Origin of the sequence: Desulfotalea psychrophila LSv54 (assembly GCF_000025945.1) — a bacterium.
GTDB classification, from domain to species: domain Bacteria; phylum Desulfobacterota; class Desulfobulbia; order Desulfobulbales; family Desulfocapsaceae; genus Desulfotalea; species Desulfotalea psychrophila.
Window position 1 is genome coordinate 3,027,791 of the sequence record NC_006138.1, and the last position, 22,023, is coordinate 3,049,813.

The window sequence follows — 22,023 nt, forward strand, 5'->3', positions numbered from 1 at the left end:
AACATTTTTTAAACACCTCTTCAGCGAAAAGCGACAGGAGAATGATATGGGTATTGGCAGCGCATTATACACAGGAGTCAGTGGACTTAACACCAACGGCCAGGCAATGACAGTTATCGGCAACAACCTCGCCAACACCAACACTATTGCCTATAAGGGATCTCGTACAATGTTTTCAGATCTCTTATCCTCCAGCGTCACTGGTTCCGGTGGCACCTCTCAAGTAGGCCGTGGCGTTGGCCTCTCCCGAGTGGACAACGATTTCAGTCAGGGTACATTTGAATCAACCTCCTCCGGACTTGATCTGGCCATTGAAGGAAACAGCTTTTTTCTCCTCAGCCCAAGCAACGACCAGAGCATTCATTACTCACGAGCAGGTTCCTTCAAATTTAATGAGGGTGGCTACCTGGTAAACCCCGGCGGCCTACGGGTTCAGGGAATAGCCTACGGCGCAGACGGTGAACTTGCAGGTGGCGATCCTAGTGATATTTTTCTTGATGGCGCTGGCATGATCAAAGGTGCCGCCACCAGTGAAATGATAATGAACACCAATCTTGACTCCAACGCCAAGATATTTCCCATCGACTTCGATGCCAGCAATACCAACTCCTATAATTTTTCCGAGGAGCTCACCCTCACGGGACCCGCGACCGTTCCTGCGACTGTTCCTCCGAGCAACAGCACCATCACAGCCCAAACATATTACCGAAAAACCGCAGAGAACAGCTGGGAGTGCTACTACACGGCAAAAGAAACCATGGCAGACGGTACAGCTGGCAGTTCAACGGCTGCTTCCATCAAGGCGGGAGAGGTAGAGATAGATGCCGCAGGAAACCTCGTTGACACAAGCTCAGCCACGACCCCGAAAGCAAATTTTGATCCCTTTGCCACCAGTATAGCCTGGGACGACACCGGAGCCACCACAACGGCTGTCACGGCGAGTACAGCGGGAAGCCCGTCGTCGTCAATAGACAAGAGCCTGCGGGAAAACAAAAGCATCTGCACCTTTGACTACAAGGATCCCAAGACCTTCACCTATTCCGCCTCGGTACAAATTTTTGACAGTCTTGGTAACCCGCATCTAATCAGCACATATTTCCGCAAAACAGACGACAACACCTGGGACACCTACTATTCACTGGAAAAGGAGGATGGCTCCGTCATTCCTGCAGACCCCAACGCCATTTCCCTTACCCAGTTACGCTTTGGCTCTGAAGGCCAACCCGTTGACTCAGCGGGTCTCCCCCTTGACGGCCCCCCAACAGCAACCACCGAGGAGCCCATCGATTGGGGCAACGGCTCTGAGCCAACGCCTATCACCGTTACCTTTGATACCACCCAGTTTAACAGTAGCTCCAAGGTTATCTCTCAAGAGCAGAACGGCTATGGGGCAGGAAACCTGAGCGGAGTAAATATCGATGAAGGTGGCAATGTTATTGCCGCATACTCCAACGGTAAAAACCGTAACATTGCGGCAATCTCTCTGGCTAAATTCCAAAATCCTGCGGGACTGACCATGGAGGGTAATAATCTTTTTGCTGCCACGGGCACCTCAGGAGCACCACGAGTTGGTCTACCCGGACCTGAGCTTGGTAAGGTTTTCACAAACTCGCTGGAACAATCCAATGTCGATATGAGTGTCGAGTTTGTCCGGATGATCACCATTCAACGTGGCTACCAGGCAAACTCTAAAATCATCACCACCGTTGACGAACTACTTGGCGAATTAATTAACCTTAAACGCTAAGGTTAATATATTAAAAAACCATATCCTCTCTTTACGGGAGAATATGGTCTATGCAGCAAAATATTACTGTAATATCTTTATCCTGCCCCCCGGGATGGAACAAAAATTGCATTTTATATTTCAGGACTGCCCCGTTGGCATTTGACTTTTCGGTGATATTAATTGTAGGAGGTTTTTTTGGATCTTTCAACGATACTTGGTATATGTGCTGCCTTTGGCCTGATGCTTATGGCTATTCTTCAAGGCGGGCCATTATCTATTTTCATAAACATTCCCTCCATCATGATTGTTTTTGGTGGAACTGCGGGCAATATTCTTGTCCATTACCCCTTTGCCGATGTTTTTGATGCCATAAACGTGGCAAAAAAAACGTTCCTATACAAGGAAACCTCGGCCAGTGCCCTGATTGACCAGCTCATGGATTTTGCCAATAAGGCCAGAAAGGAAGGGATTCTTGCCCTGCAGGCTTCTATAAACACCATAGAGGACCCATTTTTACTCAAGGCAGTACAGATGGCAGTAGATGGCCAGGAGCCCGAGACCCTACGCCGAATGCTGATGACTGAAATTGACTACATCCAGGTCAGACATGAAAAGGGTGGCGACATCTTTAACGCCCTGGCACTCTATGCCCCGGCCATGGGCATGGTTGGAACCCTGATTGGTCTGGTGCAAATGCTCCAGACAATGGATGATCCGTCAACCATTGGCCCAGCCATGGCCGTTGCCCTTTTAACAACATTCTACGGCGCAGTCATAGCAAACGTTGTTTGTACCCCCATGGCAGGCAAGCTACGTAATCGATCAGACTCGGAAATCTTGACAAAGACTCTCATTGCCGAGGGAATGCAATCCATTTTATCTGGAGAAAACCCCAGAATTATGGAACAAAAACTACATGCATTCATTGCGCCTAAGCTACGTGACTCTACCTTTAACAAATAAGTCAAAATTATGTCAGCTGAAGAACTCCCGCAAAAAAAGGAAAAAAAATGCGCAGCAGGCGCCCCTGCCTGGATGGTGACCTACTCTGACCTGGTAACCCTGCTACTGACATTTTTTGTCCTCCTCCTCTCCATGTCAAACGTTGACCCTGTTCGCATGAGCCAGGCATCCAGCTCTATCAAGGATGCCTTTGGCATCCCTATCAAGTCGGTGCCCACGGAGTATAGAGTACCTATCTTTCCCGCAATGCTCATAGCCAAATTTTCACCTGTCTCAATAGATAACACAAAGAAAATCCATGAAAAAATCAAAAACAAACTCAAAGCCCTGCGGATTAATTCTGAGGTAGAACTGATTAACAAAGACAAAGATATTATAATATTACGCATGGACGACAAGGTTCTTTTTGCCAGAGGCCAATCTGAAATCAGCCCAAGATCTTACATGTTACTACGTAATATTGCAGACATAATCAGACCTCTACCCGTAAATGTCAGAATTGAAGGACATAGTGATGACATCCCCCTTGGTATCAACAACATCGCCAACTGGAACCTCTCAACATCAAGGGCGGTCTCTGCCCTCCGTTTTTTTTACCGCGGAAATCTTATCTCCCTTGATCGACTCTCCGCCATTGGTTACGGAGACATGCATCCCATAGCCCCAAATACAACAGAGGAAAATAGAGCAAAAAATCGCCGGGTAGACTTTGTCCTCCGACTTAAGCCCCCTAAGAAAAAGCCAGAAATATTTAAATAATTTTCAATCCTTATAAATTATCTTCATCACAAAATCAGGCACTCATATGGCAGAAGAAAAAGCTTCCCCTCAGGAAAAAAACGGCAAGAAAAAAAAATTGTTCCTCATCGGTGGTATAGCCCTGGTGGCAATTATACTCATCGGAATTATCGCTTACCTGCTTCTCAACAAGGGCGATGACACTCAGGTAACAGATAAAAACGTCCCCGTCCCTCAGGTAAATGCAACAAACCTGGGCCCCATGGTCGATCTGCAAGATTTTGTAGTCAACATTATCAGCGATGAAGAGAACCACTATGTAAAAACAGCCATCACTCTTGAGGTAAGCAATAGCAGCGCATCCGAAGAGGTAGGCATGCGAATGCCACAGATGCGTGACACTATTATTTTGATTTTTGGCAACAAAGATTACCGTGAGCTACAGGATCTTCAGGGAAAAAAACAACTCAAAGCAGAGATAAGCTCTCGAATAAACGCAATATTACAAACCGGACAGGTGGTGGCGGTTTATTTTACAGCCTTTGTGGTACAATAATTGCTAAAGATTACATATGGAACCCATTCTTAGCAAAACAGAAATAGCCGAACTTCTCAGAGCTATCCGCCAAGGGAAAATATCTCTTGATGGTGGCCGAGAAGTAAACTCTATTGACTATGAAAAAGTTAATTTATTTGAACTGACACCTCCTGTTGATGACAAGGTTAAAATACCAAACTTTGACATCATTATGGATAGTTTCGCCCGTCATTACTCAATTTTACTGTCCAACCAACTACAGAGAACTATCTCTATTGAACGGATTAAGCTGGAGTCTTTTGACTTTCAGGATGTCTTTGACAAGATAGCGCACCCTGGTGCCATTGGCATGCTTGATTTACCTCCACTCCAGCAGGGCGGCCTCATTCTCTTTAATCCCAGCCTCTCTTTCTCACTGGTAGAGCGATTGCTTGGAGCCTCTCTTGATCTGGAAACTGTCTGCCTTAATAGAGACCCGACAACAATTGAGCTCAACGTCCTCAAGGTTATCATAGACCATGCCTGCCTGGGTCTCGACAAGGCATTTAGCCCTCTTGTCAACATGAATAGTTCCCTTGTCAAGATAGATAGTAAGCCCCGTCTTATGTCCATAACAGACCCAGACGATGAGGTTATCGCCTGCACCTTCCGAGTAATTCTCGGAAAAGACTCTGGAGAGATACTCCTTCTCATCCCACTGGCAGCCCTCGAGGTTCTCCATGAAGATCTCCAACATCTCCTCCGGGCAAGTGCAAAACGAACAACCACATGGCAGGGAACCATCGCCGCCGAAGTCAAAAAGATGACAGCCGATATTACAGCCCAGCCAGGTCGCCTGGAACTCAGCGTTGGCGACATACTGGGACTACAAGTAGGAGACATATTGGAAGTTGACTATGATCCCAGTAAACCCCTCAAGGTTTTAGTAGAAAACAGCCCTAAGTTTTATGGTATCCCTGGCACACATAACGGCAAAAAAGCAATAAGTCTTACAGAAAGAATATAGACACGCCCCTCTCCGGGGCCGGAAAGAGAAAAAGGATCTTTTATGGTACCAACAAATAACAGCCGACCAAATCACGAAGAGATTCAAGAGCTCTTACAAGAGGAACGGGAAAACACTGAACAAGAACATACCACTCTTGAAAATAATGAGGCCCGCTCTCTGGACTTTCTCTACGACGTACCACTTGAGGTCTCCGTCGAAGTGGGCAGAAGCAAAATTCTCATCAAAGATCTATTGAATATGGGCGAAGGATATGTCATAGAGCTGAATAAGGTTGCAGGAGACCCCCTGGACCTCTATGTCAATTCACGGCTTATTGCCCGTGGCGAAGCTGTGATGATAGGGGACAAATTTGGTATACGTCTTACCGATGTCGTTAGTGCCTCCGATAGGCTTGAAAGGCTGGGCAAATAATGATGGGCTGGGAACTGGAAGGCTACTTCAGAGTTATTTGGGCACTTGCCTTAGTGCTTGGCCTCATGCTCATCATTTACGCCCTGATCCGCAAACGCCTGTCCCCTCTGCATAGCAGGGAAGGCAAAAAAATAAACGTCCTTGAAATACAACCACTTATGCCGAAGAAATCTCTCTGTCTAGTTGCAGTTGCAAACCAACAGTTCCTTCTGGCTATCAGCGGAGAGCAGATTACCACCATTGCCGAGATCGACACAGCGACGAACCGTCCTTCCTTCGTAACAGAGCTCAACCACGCCCAGGAAAATCAAGCTCCAGAAAAAGCCTGTCAATAAAATGAACAAGACCTTGAAATCACCCAATAGCGCCAAAAGCAAATATCTCTATATCCTCTTTCTGGCAACTATCTCTCTGCTGACAAGCAGTCATCCCTCATGGGCCGTTGGTCTACCCAATATCACCCTGGGCCTGGAAGATGCCGACTCACCAGAAAAGGTCTCAGCTGCCCTGCAGATTCTCTTTGTTCTTACTATAATTTCTGTCGCCCCAGCAATCGTCCTGATGATGACCTGCTTTACCCGCATTGTCATCGTCCTTGGTTTTGTTCGCCAGGCCATGGGCACTCAAAATATGCCCCCAAACCAAATTGTCATTGGTTTCGCCCTATTTCTTACCTTCTTTATCATGTCGCCTACCATAAACAAAATAAACGACACAGCCCTTCAACCATATCTGGCAAAAGAGATCAGCCAAGGTAAAGCTCTGGATCTCACCGTGTTCTCCATGCGAGAGTTTATGTTCAGTCAGGTGCAGGAATCTGAGCTGAGCTTTATGGCTGAGTTAACCATTGAAAAAGAGCCTAAGGACAAGGCTGACATCCCGACCACCACCCTTATTCCTGCCTATATGCTCTCTGAGCTTAAGACAGCCTTTAGCATGGGGTTTATGGTATATATCCCCTTCCTTGTTATTGATATGATTGTGGCCTCGGTGCTGATGTCCATGGGTATGATGATGCTTCCACCTGTTATTATCTCCATGCCATTTAAACTTCTGCTCTTTATCCTGGTAGATGGTTGGACTCTTATCGTTGGCTCCCTTGTTAAAAGTTTTGGTTAAGGAAAAATTATGCTCACCCCGGAACTTGCCGTCAATGTCTGCCGCAAGGCTATCCAGACGATCCTCATGTGCGCAGCGCCCATGCTCCTTGCCGGTATGATTGTTGGCCTTTTTGTCTCCATCTTTCAGGCAGCGACTCAAATCAATGAGCAAACCCTTACCTTTATTCCGAAAATCATAGCCGTCTTTGTCACCATGCTCCTCTTCGGCCCCTGGATAATTAAACTGCTCCTGACCTTCACCTCTGGCGTATTCACCACAATTGCCAGCTTTTAGGAAACCTTGCAAGATGCTTTCTCCTTCAAATCCCTTCATTCTTCGAAAAACTTTGTGCCCTAAGAAGAGGATAGATTCCACTAGCAATAATGTCTCCGGCAAAATGTCACGAAGCCTTCACCCTTTAATAAAACATTCACCTTCCCAAGCTAGTTTTTAATATCCATGGATCCCCTACTTATCCCAATTGAGCAATTCCAACTCTTTCTCGTCGTGCTCAGTCGCGTTGCCGGATTCGTTGGGGCAATTCCCGTCATCTCTTCGGTGCAAAGCCCCAAACAGATAAAGATAGCCCTTGCCTGTAGCGTTGCACTGGTCCTCTTCCCCATCATGTCCCCGGTAATCCATATAAAAGAGCTCACCATGCCCAGCTTCGCCCTGCTCATTGTAGCCGAGGTACTGGTGGGCACCACCATCGGCTTTGCCGCAAAACTCATCTTTACCTCCATCGAATTTGGCGCCACCGTCATTGGCTACCAAATGGGCTTTGCCGCCGCCAATGTTTTTGACCCACAGACAAAGGGGCAGGTCGCACTGATTTCACAGTTTCAAAACTCCTTTGCAATCCTTATATTTTTAGCAATTGATGGCCACCATATCTTTATCCACACCGCATCCATATCCTATCAGTTTTTGCCGCCAGGACAGTTCAACTATAGCGGCGGAGCTGTACCCTACCTGATAGAGCTCACCGCTCATATGTTCCAAATGGGCATCCAGTTCAGTGCCCCCGTCCTGGCCGTTTTGCTTCTATCCGGTCTTATTCTGGGTATTCTCTCCAGAGTTTTCCCCCAACTCAATGTATTCATGCTCTCTTTTCCAATCAACATAGGACTGGCCTTCACTGTCATATCTTTGACACTAGGCCTGTTGGCAATGCTCCTTAGTCGGGAATTTGACCAGCTCCCGGAACGGATTCTAAATATACTCACCCTGCTTCACAACTAATAGAGACAAAAACAACACTGCCGCCCCCCCCCCGGCAGCGGTGCAGTTCTTGCATTCTTTCTCCCAACAACAACAAAATATTTCCACCTAACGAGGCATTATGGCAGAGGAAGCTCCAACAGGAGGCGAACGTACGGAAGACGCCAGTAGCAAGAGGCGGGAAGACTTCCGGAAAAAGGGCCAGGTCGCCCAGTCAAAGGAGGTTCAGACTGCTGCCCTCTTCACCCTGCTCCTACTCTTTTGGTCTTTCTATATTGGGATTTTCGGCAGGAAGCTCCTGATCCTTATCCAATCCATATGGCAATCACTAGAGAGCTTTTCCCCAACGCCTTCCCAGACCATGCAACTTGCCCTCTTTGTCATCAAGGAGTGCGCCATCATACTTGCGCCCCTCTTTCTTCTCGTGGTTATTGTCGGCATTGCCTCAAGCTTTTTTCAGATCGGTTGGCTCTTCACCACCAAACCACTCAGCCCAGATTTCAGCAAGATGAACCCTATCGCCGGCTTTGGTCGTTTTTTCTCCAAAAAATCCTTCATCGAGGTGATCAAGTCCCTGAGCAAGGTCACCCTCATAGGTTGGCTTGCCTTCTCCACCATTATTGAACATTTCAACGAGGCACTGGTACAAACCGATACCAGCCCCATGGCAACTCTGGTCTTTATCGGAGTCACAGCAAGTCTCATTGTAGCCAAGGTCTGCGCCATTCTTATCCTTCTGGCCTTTATCGACTTTCTCTATGTGAAGTGGGAAATGGAAGAAAAGATGAAGATGACCAAACAGGAGCAGAAAGAGGAGTTTAAGGAGAGCGAGGGTGATCCACATATTAAGTCACAAATCCGCGCCATCCAACAGGAAATGGCCAGAAAAAGAATGATGGCCGACGTACCTGGAGCCGATGTCATCATCACCAACCCAACCCATATATCCATTGCTCTCCGTTACCGGGCAGGACAGGACCAAGCCCCGATCATCGTCGCCAAAGGAGTCGATTTTGTGGCAATGAAAATTCGAGAAATAGCCCGAGAAAACAGCATCCCCATTATCGAAAACCCACCTGTGGCACGCATGTTGCATAAGATTGAGATAGGGGGCTCAGTTCCCGAAGAAATGTTCGCAGTCGTGGCCGAAATATTGGCACACGTTTACTCGCTTAAAGGTAAGGGTTAACAATGGCAGTTGATGTCTTAAAAAAATTTGCTACTAAGCAACATTTTCAGGAGTTTCTGGGTCGCAGTGATATCGCTGCCTCTTTGGGCCTTGTTTCCATTCTGATGATCATGATCATCCCCCTGCCGTCAATAATCCTTGACCTCTTTCTTTCCCTGAACATCACCATTGCCCTGCTCATTCTGATCATCAGCGTATATACAGTGGAGTCCACGGATTTCTCTATTTTTCCCTCGCTCCTGCTAACCACAACACTTTTTCGACTGGCACTCAACGTTGCCTCCACCAGGCTCATCCTCCTCCGGGGAGATGAAGGCCCAGGTGCCGCCGGTTCTGTTATCCAGTCCTTTGGTCAATTTGTCGTTGGCGGTAATTATGTTGTCGGTATTGTTATCTTCGCCATCCTGGTCCTGATTAACTTTATGGTTATCACCAAGGGTGCAGGCCGAGTGGCAGAGGTTGCCGCCCGTTTCACCCTCGATGCCATGCCCGGTAAACAGATGGCAATCGATGCCGATCTGAACGCCGGCCTAATAGATGAGCAACAGGCCAGAGAGAGACGAGAACATATTTCCGCAGAATCCGCCTTTCACGGAGCCATGGATGGTGCCTCAAAATTCGTTAAGGGAGATGCCATCGCCGGTATCATTATCACCCTTATTAATATTGGGGCAGGATTTGTCATTGGTGTTCTGCAAAAGGGCATGCCCATGGCCGAAGCTGCCGCCAACTATACCATTCTCACCGTAGGCGACGGCCTTGTTGGCCAAATCCCCGCCCTTATTATCTCAACGGCCGCTGGTCTGCTCGTGACAAGATCAACCGGTGATAAAGATTTTGGCTCGGATCTAGCTGCCCAATTCTCTAGAAACTCGACAGCTATCTGGGTGGTCTCAGCTATCCTTATTGTCTTTGCCCTAATCCCGGGACTCCCCTTTATTCCCTTTCTTATTCTCTCTATCGCTCTGGCCTTTATTGCTCACCACATAGACAAAAAGGCAAAAGCTGAAGAGAATGATCCTCAGGCCCAAAGAGACGAGACGCCGGAACAGGCACTGGAAGCACAGGAAGAAGACTATGAGGCAATGCTCAACGTCGATCTGCTTCAACTTGAGGTAGGCTATGGCCTCATCCCCTATGTTGATGCAGGACAGAATGGTGAGATACTCAGCCGTATCCAATCAATACGAAAACAGTTTGCCCTCAACCAAGGCTTCATTCTTCCACCTATACATATCAGAGACAATCTGCAACTCAGCCCTAATCAGTACACCTTGGCCCTCAAGGGGGTCCTCATTGCTGAATCAGAAATTCTACCAGACCATTTCATGGCAATGGATCCAGGCACCGTTACCCAGGATATTCAGGGAATTGCCACCACTGAGCCTGCCTTTGGCCTACCGGCCCTATGGATTACCGACGACAAAATGGACAGGGCTCAAATTGCAGGTTACACCGTGGTTGACTGCGCCACCGTAATGACCACCCATATCAGTGAAGTAATCAAACAGCATGCCCATGAAATAATCGGTCGCCAGGAGGTTCAGGGCTTATTGGACAACTTAGGCAAGACCTATCCAAAACTGGTGGAAGACCTGGTGCCGACAGTTGTTTCCCTTGGCACCATTATGCACGTCCTGCAAAACCTCCTTAAAGAGGCCGTATCTATTCGCGATCTGCGAACCATCATTGAAACCTTGGCTGACTGGTCAACAACCAGCAAAGACCCTATGGTTCTCACGGAATATGTTCGCCACAGCCTTTCCCGAGCCATCAGTGCAGAAATTTCAATAGATGGCAGCATCTCACTTATCACCCTCTCTAAACCTGCAGAAGACGCTATTCAAAACGCTATCCAACACAAAGATACGGGGAGCTACCTTGCCGTAGACCCAGTTATTGCCCAAAGAATCCTTGACTCTGTCAGCCAGGCAATACCCCTTTTTCAGGGCGGGCAACAGCCGGTCCTACTTGTAGCACCACAGATCAGACCACATGTACGTAGTTTAACTGAACGCTATTTTCCAGCACTGACAGTACTCTCTCATAACGAAATTAGCCCTACCCTTAAAGTGCAATCTCTTGGAACGGTGACACTGGATGCAATTTAAAGTATTTGAAGCAAAAGACATGAAAACGGGCCTGCGAAGAATCAAGGAAGAACTTGGTCCCGATGCCCTTATCATCTCCACAAGAACCATAAAAAATGGCAAACTTGGCTTGCTTAGCAAGTCTACTCTTGAAATTACCGCGTCCATTGACAGCACTCCCGTCAGCAGCTTGGCAAACAGACAGAGCAGAAGAGCAGTGCCACCTGCAAGAGCACCTCAAGAATACAGGCCAACCATTCATCATGTAGCGGACGACCCGGTCGAACTCCCTCCGTTCTCAGACAGCGCCCCTGTACCCGAAATATTTTCCACCCCTGAGAAAGCTGAGAAAGCAGAGAAAGAGAGTAGCCCCAAAAGAGATGACTCTGCCACGGAAGAAAAATTCATGGCCGAGATGGATGATTTAAAAAACCTCGTAAGAAACCTTGCAGGAGAGGTGGGCAAACTGCAAAGCAGAGAGCCGGAAGGCAAAACCACTCACCTGCAAGCAAGCAATCATCCTCTTTATGGCAACCCGGCATTCAATATGCTCTGTGCCAGAGGCGTCAGTGAAGAGTTGGCTACCGACATAACCCTCTGCTGTCAAAAGAACTTCGACAGCAAAGAGATACATGACGCCGAAAGCATACTCTCCCAACTCAAGCAACACATTAAGGGAAAAATAGAGGTAAACCCCCTTCTAAAAGAGATCAACGAACAACAGTGCATTGCCCTGGTGGGTCCAACAGGAGTTGGCAAGACAACAACCCTGGCAAAACTGGCCGCCGCCAAATTGAGTTCAGGATCTGCCTCGATCGCAATGATTACCATCGACACCTATAGAATTGCAGCCGTTGAACAACTCAAAGTTTACGGAGAGATAATGAACATCCCCGTAGACGTTGTTATTACCCCAGAGCAACTTGAATCCTCACTCTTGAGACATAGAGATTGCGAGCTTATCCTCATAGATACAGCAGGCCGTAGCCCTAAAGATGACTTTTCCATAGACGAGCTGGCAAATTTTCTCCGCCCCGAGTTCAATATTGAAAAACACCTTGTTCTCTCAACCACATCAAGAGAAAGTGAACTAGCCGAAACCATTCGACAATTTGGTAGGCTTGGTATTGACAGCACAGTATACACCAAGATAGACGAATGCTCACAACTCGGAGTAATTCTCAATACGCAACTACATAACAAGACACCCATTTCCTATATGACAAACGGACAACGTGTACCAGAGGACTTTATTGACATAAGCCCTAAATGTATTGCAGAACTTATCATGTCGACCAACTAAAGGACCCTCAATGCTGACCTCATATCAAGAGACAAATGACCAGGCGGGCACCCTACGTTCCATCAGCCCCCAGCAGCCAAACAGCCTGACAGCAAGAGACACCACTGTCTACTCCATCACCTCGGGAAAGGGCGGGGTGGGCAAGACCGCCATTACGGCAAACCTAGCCTACTCCCTCGCCCTCTGTGGCAAAAAAGTACTGATCCTTGACGCCGATCTTGGCCTAGCCAATATTGATGTTGTCTTTGGACTCACCCCCCGCTACAATCTCAATCACTTTTTTGCAGGAGAGCAGGATCTCGAGTCCATTCTCATTGAAGGACCACTTGGCATACAGATTCTCCCTGCAGGCTCGGGCATTCCCAATTTCACTCACCTCAGCTCGGATCTGAAACGGCGGCTCCTCCAGGGCCTGGATGCCATGCACAGCCGTTTTGACTATGTCCTCATAGATACCGAGGCGGGAATTTCCGACAACGTCACCTACTTCAACACGACCGCGCAGGAGATAATGGTGATCACCACGCCTGAGCCCACGGCAATAACAGATGCCTACGCCTTGATGAAACTTCTCTCTACTCAGTTTCACGAGAAAAAATTCAACCTCGTTGTCAACCAAATCGAGAGCGAAGACGACGCTCTCGACGTTTATCGAAAACTCACCCTTGTCTCCAATCGCTATCTCGATATCTCCATTGATTATCTTGGCTCCATCCCCCAGGACAGACAAATGATTGACGCAATTCGCAGGCAGCGGGTACTCAGCGAACTACAACCAGGATCCAAGGTGGCCACCTCATTTAGCAGACTTGCCGGCCGCATCTGCGTTGAACCGAATAACCGTCATCACAAGGGCAATGTTCAATTTTTCTGGCAACGTCTTCTCAACTTTGGTACAGGCGAATGATCGATATTTTTCCAACCACACCTCCAGGGCCAACCCCCAATCAACTTGTTGACGACCACCTCTACCTTGTGGATATCTTGGTCTCACGCATGGTTTCTCAGGTGCCCTCTTTTATGAGTCGAGATGATATGCGTAGCGCCGGCATGTTTGGTCTATTTGATGCCTCTAAAAAATTCGACGCCTCAAAAAACATTCTCTTTAAAACCTTTGCTGAATACCGTATTCGAGGAGCGATATTTGATGAGATGCGTAAGCTTGACTGGTTTTCCCGTTCCCTAAGAGATAAGCACAACAAAATAGGCAGGGCTATTTTAGCACTGGAATTAAAACTTGGCCGTGACCCGGAAGAATTTGAAATAGCACAGTCACTCAACATGAATCTTGATGCCTACCACAACCTTCTTGGTCAGGTGAGCCATCTTGGCTGTGTAAGCCTCAATGAAGTTCTGGACAACTCTCAAGAGGGCAGATCTTTTCTTGATTCTCTGGTGGACAAACGAAAAAACAATACCCCTACAGCCTTTATCGAACAGCAAGAGCTCAATATCAAAATTGCAGAAATTCTTGACCAACTCTCAGAAAAAGAAAAGTTGGTTATATCTCTCTACTACTATGAAGAGCTCTCCCAAAAAGAAATTGCTGAGGTAATCGGCGTATCAGAGGGACGTATCTCCCAATTACATAGCCAGTCTCTTATTAAGTTAAAGCTTAAAATGCAAAACCAACTTTTTTAACAGACGTCGCTCTTACAAACACATTGATTTAAAAAAAAATGACTCCCATGCAATCCTACTTCCTACTACTTGCAAGCTCTGTGATTTTATGCATCTTCTCAATCATATGGCTAATGAGGACTAAAAAGAGCAAAATCAACCTTGTCAGCCAACTAGCAAAGACTCAACATGATCTTGAAGAGATACAACAACAACATAACAATACAAAAGAACAACTTGAGGAGCTGTCAAGCTTCCAAAAAAACATGACAGAGGCCAAACTCACCACTCGCCTCCAGGCGCCTCGGGTACAAGCTCAGGAGAAGAAAAACAGTCATATCCCTGAAAAATACCAATATATCGATTCACTTAATAAGAAGGGTATGCCACCTGAAGAAATTGCCTCCCTCCTCTCCATCTCCCTGGCAGAGGCACAACAGCTAGTTGCACTAACAAAAATCGCCAATAAACGGGCCATTACTAGTAAAGAAAAAATTTAAATCCGCCGATACAAAAGGGCATTTTAAAATTTTATCCCTATAACAGAGCCGACAATCTCTCTCAAAAAAGGAAACGATATGGTCTCAGGAAAATATAGTGCCCTGAGTGGCGCGCTTTCACGACAACAGGCAATTTCTACTATCAGCAACAACCTGGCAAATGTGAACACCACGGGGTTCAAAAAAAACACCCTCAGCTTTGAATCAATCCTCAATAATCAACAGCAAAACAGCGCCGAAGGAATTAACTACAGCCGTGTCGGCAAAAGCAGCACCGACTTTAAGCAGGGAACATTTAAGCCAACAGAAAACCCCATGGATCTCGCCATCCAAGGTAAGGCCTTTTTCAAGGTTCAGGGAGTAAACGGTGCCCTCTACACAAGACGCGGAGACTTTGGGCTTCGAGGAGATAATGTCCTTACCACCAGACATGGGCTACCGATCCTCAGTGAGGCAGGTGGAGAGATCACCATTCCCGATGCTGAAACCTCGAAAATAGCCTTTGGCGAAGACGGTACCATCTATATCCTGGGAAAACAGGGCCGCCGGGAAGAGGTCGGCAAGATCGGTCTCTTTGAAATTGATGACCCATCTCTTCTAAAAAATGCAGGCGATACGAGCTTTTCCCTTGAGCAGGGTGGGCAGGAGACCATCAGTCAGGAATCATCTCTTCTGCAGGGAAACCTCGAGGTGGCAAACGTCAATATGGTTGCAGCCATGGCCCAGCTTATCGATAACCAAAGGGCCTTTGAAACACTCAACAAGGCTATAAAGAGTTATTCCACAATAAGTGACCAACAAGACAAGCTTGGCTCTCTTGGCTAATAAATTTCTCTTAAAAGCACGATAAACAGACAAGGAACTGCCCTATGTTTAGATCACTTTGGACCGGCACCACCGGCATGCAAGCCCAACAACTCAACATTGACATCATTGCCAACAATCTGGCAAACGTGAACACCACAGGCTTTAAGAAAAGTTCTGCTGATTTCCAGGATCTTCTCTATCAAACCATGAAGGTTCCAGGTAGCCAAACATCACCGGACACAGAATCTCCCACGGGCATCTTGGTAGGACTTGGCGTAAAACCCGCCGCAGTTACCAAGGTTTTTACCCAGGGTGATCTTATCCAAACAGAAAACGAACTCGATGTTGCCATCCAGGGACGCGGCTTCTTCCAGATTGAAGCCCCCGACGGCAACATCAAATACACCAGAGCCGGAGCCTTTAAAAGAGATTCCAATGGCCGCATGACCTCCTCGGATGGCTACCCACTCATTCCTGAAATCACCATCCCCAGCGGGGCCAAGCAAGTATCCATCGGCGAAACAGGAATTGTCAGTGTCAAACTCGATAGCGACTCAACCGAGACAGAAATTGGCACCATAGAACTTGCCGGTTTTACCAACCCGGCAGGTCTGGCCGCCATCGGTAAAAACCTTTTTGAAGAGACAGGCGCATCCGGAACAGCCACCATCGGTATTCCCGGTGAAGAGGGCTATGGAACCCTTATCCAACAATATCTTGAAGGATCCAACGTCAATCTGGTAGCAGAAATGGCGGCCATGATCAGCACCCAAAGAGCCTATGAAATTAACTCATCAATGGTGAAAACCTCGGATCAAATGATGCAAACCGTCAACGATCTTGCCTAAGAGCCGGCTATGAGAATAATACTGACAACCCTGATGCTCTTCAGCATTTTTTTACAACCGGCAATGGCCCTTGAGGCTATATTTCAGAGCCACGCCCAGGTAAAAGCAAAAATAGTAAGACTTGGTGATGTGGTCTCCTTTTCAGAAAAAGACCCACGCGTCTCGGCTCTGACCAGCCAAAGAATTGCCCAATCACCCTCGCTAGGAAAGAGCCTCGTTCTCAACCAGCAAACCATACTGCGCCAACTCGCCTCACAGGGAATACTGCCCCCCGACATCCGTTGGTCGGGAGCGCAAGAGATAGAGATAAGGCGACAGGGAGTCACCATCCCTCCTGAAAAAATATCTCAAATTATTGACGCCTATCTTGTCGGCAAAGCAAAAAAAATGCCAGACATAGCGCTCTCTTTTTCGCCAAATTCTTTACCCCTGCCCTTTCTCCTGCCGCCAGGAAAACTCTCCTGGGAAATAATCCCTTCCCGGGCAGAGATACTAGGGAGCTCTCGTTTTTCAATCATTTTCAAAATAGACGGCAAGGTACAGAAAAACCTCTCCATCAGAGGAAAGCTTAAGGCAATAGCTCCTGTTCTGGTCGCCCGAGAAGCACTTCGCCGAGACACAGAACTTTCCCCTAATAATTTCTCTATTATACGTCGGGACATAAGCAATATAAGCGACCCTCTTTTTTCTGCCAGACAGGCAGAAGGACAACGACTTCGACGCAGGATTAGAAAGGATGACGTCATCCGAGCCTCATCCCTTGAACATGTTCCCGTTGTTCATCGCGGCGATCGAGTTAAAATCCATCTCCTGTCGGGTAATCTCCAGGTAGTTACCCTCGGTGTAGCAAGAGCCGATGGAGGCGTGCACGATTTTATCCGAGTACAAAACATTAACTCAAAAAAAATCATATATTGTCAGGTGGTAGCACCCGGCATCGTGAAGGTTAAACTCTAATGACATATAGACGAATCCCCCTTTACCTGAGCTGTCTTTTCCTCCTTGCCCTTAGCGGCTGTAACAGCAAAAGACCACCTCTGGTGGAAATACCGGAGCCCCTTGAAGAACTGCAGACCATGAGTCCTGCCACCCGTCAAGCCGGATCACTCTGGGACAGCAACCAAAACTCTCTATTTTCCGACAGAAAGGCCAGTAATGTAGGCGACATTGTCACTGTCCTCATCGAAGAAAAATCAAGTGCCAGCAAAAATGCCTCCACTAAGACAGGGAAGGATTCCAGCATTGGCGCCTCGATCCCAAACCTGTTCGGACTTGAAAAGAGCAGCATCATCGCCAACAACCACATTGATATGAATAATCTTATCGGAGCAAGCTTTAAAAACGACTTTAAAGGCGCAGGAAGCACCAGCCGCAGCGGCACCCTCTCCGCAGCCCTCAGCACCCAGGTTATCGTAAAATACCCCAATGGCCAGCTGAAAATACGAGGTGGCAAGGAGGTCATGGTCAACAACGAGGTGCAAGTAATCTATCTTACTGGAATCATAAGACCCGTTGATATTACCGCAGCTAACACCATCAACTCGGATAAAATCCTCAACGCCCGTATCAGCTACACCGGCAAAGGTGCCCTAGGCGATAAACAAGAGCCGGGTTGGCTCACACGTAGCCTAGACCACGTCTGGCCCTTTTAAGATCTTCACTCTCAAAGCAGAACCCTAGGTAAATATGTTTTTTTCAAGAAAGATAAGATCACTATTACTTACCCCTAAGCGCAGATGGAGCCTCATACTCACCCTCTGCCTCATATTCACCGGCATAAACTTTTCTACCAGCAATGACGTACAGGCATCACGGATCAAAGATATAGCCCAGCTCCACGGAGTACGCAGCAATCAACTCATTGGCTACGGACTGATTACAGGGCTCAACGGTACAGGTGATGATATGAAGAAATCTGCCTTTACCCTACAGGCCATTTATAACATGATGACCCGAAGTGGTATTACCCTTAACCCCTCTGAGATGAAGTCCATTAAGATAAAAAATGTAGCTGCAGTCATGGTGACGGCAAGCCTGCCACCCTTTGCCAGTTCCGGCTCTAAAATTGACATTCAAGTTTCTTCCATGGGAGATGCCAAATCTCTAGCTGGCGGCACCCTGCTCATGACCCCCCTGAAGGGGGTAGATAACAGGGTCTATGCCATTGCCCAAGGACCACTTGCCATAGGTGCATTTTCCTTTGGTGGCAAATCTGCCCAGGCCCAAAAAAACCACCCAAATGCAGGCAGAATTCCAGACGGAGCAACGGTGGAAGATACTGTTCTGGTTGATATTGGCGCTGATGGCACCCTTACCTACCAGCTGGCAAATGCCGATTTCACCACAGCCAACAACATGACAAGGGCAATCAATAAAAAGTTTGGCAAGGATACCGCCTATCCCCTTGACTCCGGCAGCGTTACCATAAATATTCCACCGCATTTTTCCAAACGGGTGGTGCAATTTGTTGCAAACGTAGAAAGTATTGATATTACAGCAGATTCAGTTGCAAGGGTTGTTGTTAACGAAAGAACTGGAACCGTTGTCATGGGCCAAAATGTGAGACTTTCAACGGTTGCCGTCTCCCACGGTAACCTCAACCTGATTATTCGTGAAAGTTTTGATGTAAGCCAACCGGCCCCCCTTGCCGATGGCGAAACGGTCATTACGCCAAGTACAGAGATCTCCGTCACAGAAGAAGAGGGCCAGCTTGTTGTCCTTAACATGAAAAACGATGTCTCCATCGGCGAAATAGCAAATGCCCTTAACGCTATCGGCGCCACACCACGGGACCTCATTGCCATATTCCAGGCAATAAAGGCCGCAGGAGCCATGCACGGAGAGTTAATAGTTCTGTAAACATATCCTTACTAAGGGGAGAGCCTCTCTCCTTAGCCCCAAAACAGGTACCCCCATGGACTTCAAAGTAGATATTCGCACCCAACATACAGCAACAAAGATCTCCCCAACAAACAAGAAAAGCCGGGACCTGCAAAATCTCAAGACATCCTGCCAGGAGTTTGAGAGCATCTATGTCAATGAAATGCTTAAAACAGCACGAAAAACCATCCCGGAAGGTGGCCTATTCGAAAAAAGCAATGGCACAGAGATATTTGAAGGAATGCTTGACATGGAACAAGCCCGCAAAATATCACAGAATTCCTCCCTGGGACTAGCAAACGCCATGTATAAACAGATGGCACATCTTATTGAAGATCGCAAAGAGTAAACGGCTAATATTTTAGCCTCAAAATCTTTTTTCTCTAAACTCTCCAGATCATACCACCGATATTCTTTAAAAGAGATTCTTCTACTTTTAAAAAAATGTCTTTGCCCTCAAGGCAAAACACGATGAGGTATCTGGATGGCACCACTCAGCTACACAACAACTGCGCAAAATATATTAACTACTTACAATCTGCAGCAGGAAGAAGACAGCTCCCTGACGGAAAACGATCAATCTCCGACCCTGCACGTACAGTATAACAAGAGCCGTGACCAAGCTCGCTTAACAAACACGATAAGCCGACTAAGCGCTCAATCTTACGCAGAAATACGACGACAAAAGGGCTCTTCCAGCCCATCGGTCGCCATCATGCCACCCCCATTACAGGACAAAGATTATTGGGGAGTCGAGCAAACCGCATCCCGTATCACCAGTACAGCTATCAGTTTATCAGGGAAGAATTTTGACAAATTTACTGTTATAAGAGATGCAATAGAAAAGGGCTTTGTCGATGCCAGAATTGCTTTTGGCGGAACCCTTCCTCGAATATCACAGCAAACACGTCATGCGGTATTCGCTCAACTTGATAAATGGGCTAGAGCTCTAAATCTGCCCCCGGATTCTACGAAAAACATCTCAGGTGATAAAAATGATTAACTATATTGGAACTGGCAATCTCAACCAAATTAACAGTGTAAAAAAGAGTCTGCCAACCCAACCAGAACAAAACACTGTAACAGATGGACAGTTTACCTCTGCCCTTAACAACGCTCAATCACCAACAAAAGCAATGAATACAGCAGAATCCACCCGAGCAGATCGGATTGCAGCGATTAAAACACAGGTCGCTGAGGGATCGTACAAGCCTGATATGGAAAAAGTTTCTGCCTCTCTTCTTCAATTCTTAGTCAAGGAAAATTAACATGGCCCCGAGATCGACCCACCAACGACTACAAAGACTTCATGAGCTCCTGCTAGAGGAACGTGATTGTGCCAAGAAACTCAATATCAATGGAATGTTGGCAGTAGTTCGGGAAAAGGAAGACCTCATCCAAATACTCAGTGGGGGCACAGCCATTGATGACAGCAGTAAGCCTCTTGCTGAAAAGGTACGTGACGAAAATCGCCGTAATGCCTTCCTGTTCAAGACTACCCTTGGTTGGATTCGTGCAACCATGGAATTTCTTAGCAAGAAGACTGTAATGAATACATACTCAGCTGCCGCCGTAACAGTTCCCGCAGGAACAAACGGCAGAATACTCTCAGGGAAAATTTGATATGGCCGGTTTATTTAATGCCCTCAATGCAGGACGCACCTCGCTTGAGGTAAGTCAGAAACAGATTGAAATTTCAGGTAACAATATAGCTAATGTCAACACCAAAGGCTATTCCAAACAATCTGCCAAGCTTAGTCCCTACCCAGCAATGAACTTTGGCGGCTTCTTTGTCGGTCAAGGCGTCAAAGTGACTGACGTTGATCGACAGCATAATACCTTTATCAGCAATCAGTTGGTGAATAAATCCGTTGACTACGGTTACGAAAACAGCAAGACAGCAAGCTTTGCAGAAATCGAACGGATCTTCAGCGTCTCAAAGGATAATCTGGCAGGTGACATAGATCATTTCTTTGATTCCTGGCAGGAGCTGTCAACCAAACCCACCGACGTTGTCCTCCGTGATATAACCCTGCAAAAAGGTAGTGTCCTTGCTGCCAAGTTTAACAACAGCGCCAACGAACTTGACCAGGTACAAAAAAACATCGGGGCTCAGCTTAAATCAGGAGTGTCCGAGGTCAATAATAAGCTGAAGCAACTTGGTGAATTAAACGACCGTATCTATCAGATCGAAAACAACGGACAAACAGCAAACGGTGCCCGAGATTCTCGTGAGTCCCTCCTCCAAGAGCTGGCCCAAACAATCGGTGCCCAGTCCTATGAACTCAGTAGCGGCATGGTCAATGTGCAACTACCCTCCGGCCTCCCCCTAGTCAACGGAAATTCAGCATCCACCATCGAGACCGTACAGAATGGTCCAACTGTGGGCCTGAAACTCCACACTACTGGAGCAACAAGAGAGCTTGGCACCAAGAGCATGGGTGGAGAATTCGCTGGTCTGTTGGATCTACAGGATGAGGTTATCCCCGCCTTGGAAGACAATTTGAACCAACTTGCCTATAGTTTAATTACCAAGGTCAACGAGCTTCACCAGGGTGGCGCCGGCCTCGACGGCAGCACAGGGCACCTCTTTTTTGAAGAACCACCCCACACAAACGATGTGCCGATAGATCCTGCCACAGGTCCAAGCAAAGATAATTGGCAGGATGCCGCAAGAGCAATGAAGGTATCACTCTCCGGAGCAGCTCAGGTCGCAGCGGCTCAAAAGCCAACCGACGGGACATCGTCCAAGGTTGGAGATAACACCAATGCCCTTAAGATTGCCGATTTAAGCTATGCCCTTGTCGTTAACGGCACAGACAGCTTTAATTCTTTTTATGGCAAAATCACCTCAACAATCGGCATTGGCAGCAACCAGAACAAACTCAACCTTAAGGGTGCTGAAGATGCCCTTGTCCAGGTGAAAAATTTACGAGATAGTGCTGCTGGTGTATCCCTTGAAGAGGAGATGATCAGTCTCATTCAATTTCAAAACAGCTTTCAGTCATCCGCCAAATTTCTCTCCACGGTGGACGAGTTAATGGACACCCTCCTTAATATGCGATAGGCTGTTGAC

The 22,023-nt window shown here is 47.2% G+C and carries 26 protein-coding genes; all 26 read left to right on the forward strand.

Annotated elements, in window-relative coordinates:
• Positions 1–46 precede the first annotated feature (46 nt).
• The 26 genes from DP_RS17085 to flgK all read left to right on the forward strand — a co-directional run bounded on the left by DP_RS17085 (position 47) and on the right by flgK (position 22,014).
• Positions 47–1,747: a flagellar hook protein FlgE gene (locus DP_RS17085; RefSeq protein WP_011189905.1), complete on the forward strand. Its 1,701-nt coding sequence runs from the start codon at positions 47–49 to the stop codon at positions 1,745–1,747.
• Positions 1,748–1,924: 177 nt separating this feature from the next.
• Positions 1,925–2,692: a motility protein A gene (locus DP_RS13525; RefSeq protein WP_011189906.1), complete on the forward strand. Its 768-nt coding sequence runs from the start codon at positions 1,925–1,927 to the stop codon at positions 2,690–2,692.
• Positions 2,693–2,701: 9 nt separating this feature from the next.
• Positions 2,702–3,451, forward strand: coding sequence for an OmpA/MotB family protein (locus tag DP_RS13530; RefSeq protein ID WP_011189907.1), 750 nt, complete (start codon positions 2,702–2,704; stop codon positions 3,449–3,451).
• 46 nt (positions 3,452–3,497) lie between these two features.
• Positions 3,498–3,986, forward strand: a complete 489-nt coding sequence (locus DP_RS13535) for a flagellar basal body-associated FliL family protein (RefSeq protein ID WP_011189908.1) — start codon at positions 3,498–3,500, stop codon at positions 3,984–3,986.
• Between the two features lie 16 nt (positions 3,987–4,002).
• Complete coding sequence (locus DP_RS13540) at positions 4,003–4,974, forward strand: flagellar motor switch protein FliM (protein WP_011189909.1); 972 nt, start codon at positions 4,003–4,005, stop codon at positions 4,972–4,974.
• A gap of 42 nt (positions 4,975–5,016) precedes the next feature.
• Entirely contained in the window at positions 5,017–5,388 is a 372-nt protein-coding gene (fliN, locus tag DP_RS13545; protein WP_011189910.1) for a flagellar motor switch protein FliN, read from the forward strand.
• Entirely contained in the window at positions 5,388–5,723 is a 336-nt protein-coding gene (gene fliO / locus DP_RS13550; RefSeq protein WP_011189911.1) for a flagellar biosynthetic protein FliO, read from the forward strand. Before fliN ends, fliO begins: the two co-directional genes overlap by 1 nt.
• 1 nt (position 5,724) lies before the next feature.
• Positions 5,725–6,507 (forward strand): flagellar type III secretion system pore protein FliP, encoded by a 783-nt coding sequence (fliP, locus tag DP_RS13555; protein WP_011189912.1) that lies wholly within the window; start codon positions 5,725–5,727, stop codon positions 6,505–6,507.
• A gap of 9 nt (positions 6,508–6,516) precedes the next feature.
• On the forward strand, positions 6,517–6,783 hold the full coding sequence (fliQ, locus tag DP_RS13560; protein WP_011189913.1) for a flagellar biosynthesis protein FliQ: 267 nt from the start codon (positions 6,517–6,519) through the stop codon (positions 6,781–6,783).
• A gap of 165 nt (positions 6,784–6,948) precedes the next feature.
• Positions 6,949–7,731 (forward strand): flagellar biosynthetic protein FliR, encoded by a 783-nt coding sequence (gene fliR, locus DP_RS13565; RefSeq protein WP_011189914.1) that lies wholly within the window; start codon positions 6,949–6,951, stop codon positions 7,729–7,731.
• Between the two features lie 100 nt (positions 7,732–7,831).
• On the forward strand, positions 7,832–8,899 hold the full coding sequence (gene flhB / locus DP_RS13570) for a flagellar biosynthesis protein FlhB (protein ID WP_011189915.1): 1,068 nt from the start codon (positions 7,832–7,834) through the stop codon (positions 8,897–8,899).
• 2 nt (positions 8,900–8,901) lie between these two features.
• Positions 8,902–11,010, forward strand: a complete 2,109-nt coding sequence (gene flhA / locus DP_RS13575) for a flagellar biosynthesis protein FlhA (RefSeq protein ID WP_011189916.1) — start codon at positions 8,902–8,904, stop codon at positions 11,008–11,010.
• Entirely contained in the window at positions 11,000–12,292 is a 1,293-nt protein-coding gene (gene flhF / locus DP_RS13580) for a flagellar biosynthesis protein FlhF (protein ID WP_011189917.1), read from the forward strand. Before flhA ends, flhF begins: the two co-directional genes overlap by 11 nt.
• Positions 12,293–12,302: 10 nt before the next feature.
• Positions 12,303–13,199, forward strand: a complete 897-nt coding sequence (locus tag DP_RS13585) for a MinD/ParA family protein (protein ID WP_041278036.1) — start codon at positions 12,303–12,305, stop codon at positions 13,197–13,199.
• The gene (locus DP_RS13590; RefSeq protein ID WP_011189919.1) at positions 13,196–13,933 is read left to right on the forward strand and encodes a FliA/WhiG family RNA polymerase sigma factor; all 738 of its coding nucleotides are present in this window, start codon (positions 13,196–13,198) and stop codon (positions 13,931–13,933) included. The genes DP_RS13585 and DP_RS13590 overlap by 4 nt, the downstream gene beginning before the upstream one ends.
• Before the next feature lie 113 nt (positions 13,934–14,046).
• Positions 14,047–14,412, forward strand: coding sequence for a hypothetical protein (locus tag DP_RS13595; protein WP_156792312.1), 366 nt, complete (start codon positions 14,047–14,049; stop codon positions 14,410–14,412).
• Between the two features lie 78 nt (positions 14,413–14,490).
• The gene (gene flgF / locus DP_RS13600) at positions 14,491–15,237 is read left to right on the forward strand and encodes a flagellar basal-body rod protein FlgF (RefSeq protein ID WP_011189921.1); all 747 of its coding nucleotides are present in this window, start codon (positions 14,491–14,493) and stop codon (positions 15,235–15,237) included.
• A 44-nt stretch (positions 15,238–15,281) separates the two neighbouring features.
• A complete protein-coding gene (flgG, locus tag DP_RS13605) occupies positions 15,282–16,067 on the forward strand; it encodes a flagellar basal-body rod protein FlgG (protein ID WP_011189922.1) in 786 nt (261 codons plus the stop codon).
• Between the two features lie 9 nt (positions 16,068–16,076).
• On the forward strand, positions 16,077–17,024 hold the full coding sequence (gene flgA / locus DP_RS17090) for a flagellar basal body P-ring formation chaperone FlgA (RefSeq protein ID WP_011189923.1): 948 nt from the start codon (positions 16,077–16,079) through the stop codon (positions 17,022–17,024).
• Positions 17,024–17,719 (forward strand): flagellar basal body L-ring protein FlgH, encoded by a 696-nt coding sequence (locus tag DP_RS13615; protein WP_011189924.1) that lies wholly within the window; start codon positions 17,024–17,026, stop codon positions 17,717–17,719. The genes flgA and DP_RS13615 overlap by 1 nt, the downstream gene beginning before the upstream one ends.
• A gap of 34 nt (positions 17,720–17,753) precedes the next feature.
• Positions 17,754–18,926 carry a flagellar basal body P-ring protein FlgI gene (locus tag DP_RS13620; protein ID WP_011189925.1) on the forward strand — a complete coding sequence of 391 codons (1,173 nt, stop codon included), beginning with the start codon at positions 17,754–17,756 and terminating at the stop codon, positions 18,924–18,926.
• 55 nt (positions 18,927–18,981) lie between these two features.
• Positions 18,982–19,296, forward strand: coding sequence for a rod-binding protein (locus DP_RS13625; protein ID WP_011189926.1), 315 nt, complete (start codon positions 18,982–18,984; stop codon positions 19,294–19,296).
• A gap of 135 nt (positions 19,297–19,431) precedes the next feature.
• Positions 19,432–19,950, forward strand: a complete 519-nt coding sequence (locus DP_RS17095) for a hypothetical protein (RefSeq protein WP_011189927.1) — start codon at positions 19,432–19,434, stop codon at positions 19,948–19,950.
• The gene (locus DP_RS13635; protein WP_041278037.1) at positions 19,943–20,215 is read left to right on the forward strand and encodes a flagellar biosynthesis anti-sigma factor FlgM; all 273 of its coding nucleotides are present in this window, start codon (positions 19,943–19,945) and stop codon (positions 20,213–20,215) included. Before DP_RS17095 ends, DP_RS13635 begins: the two co-directional genes overlap by 8 nt.
• Before the next feature lies 1 nt (position 20,216).
• Positions 20,217–20,570, forward strand: coding sequence for a flagellar protein FlgN (locus DP_RS13640; protein WP_011189929.1), 354 nt, complete (start codon positions 20,217–20,219; stop codon positions 20,568–20,570).
• A gap of 1 nt (position 20,571) precedes the next feature.
• Entirely contained in the window at positions 20,572–22,014 is a 1,443-nt protein-coding gene (gene flgK, locus DP_RS13645; RefSeq protein ID WP_011189930.1) for a flagellar hook-associated protein FlgK, read from the forward strand.
• Positions 22,015–22,023: the final 9 nt, after the last annotated feature.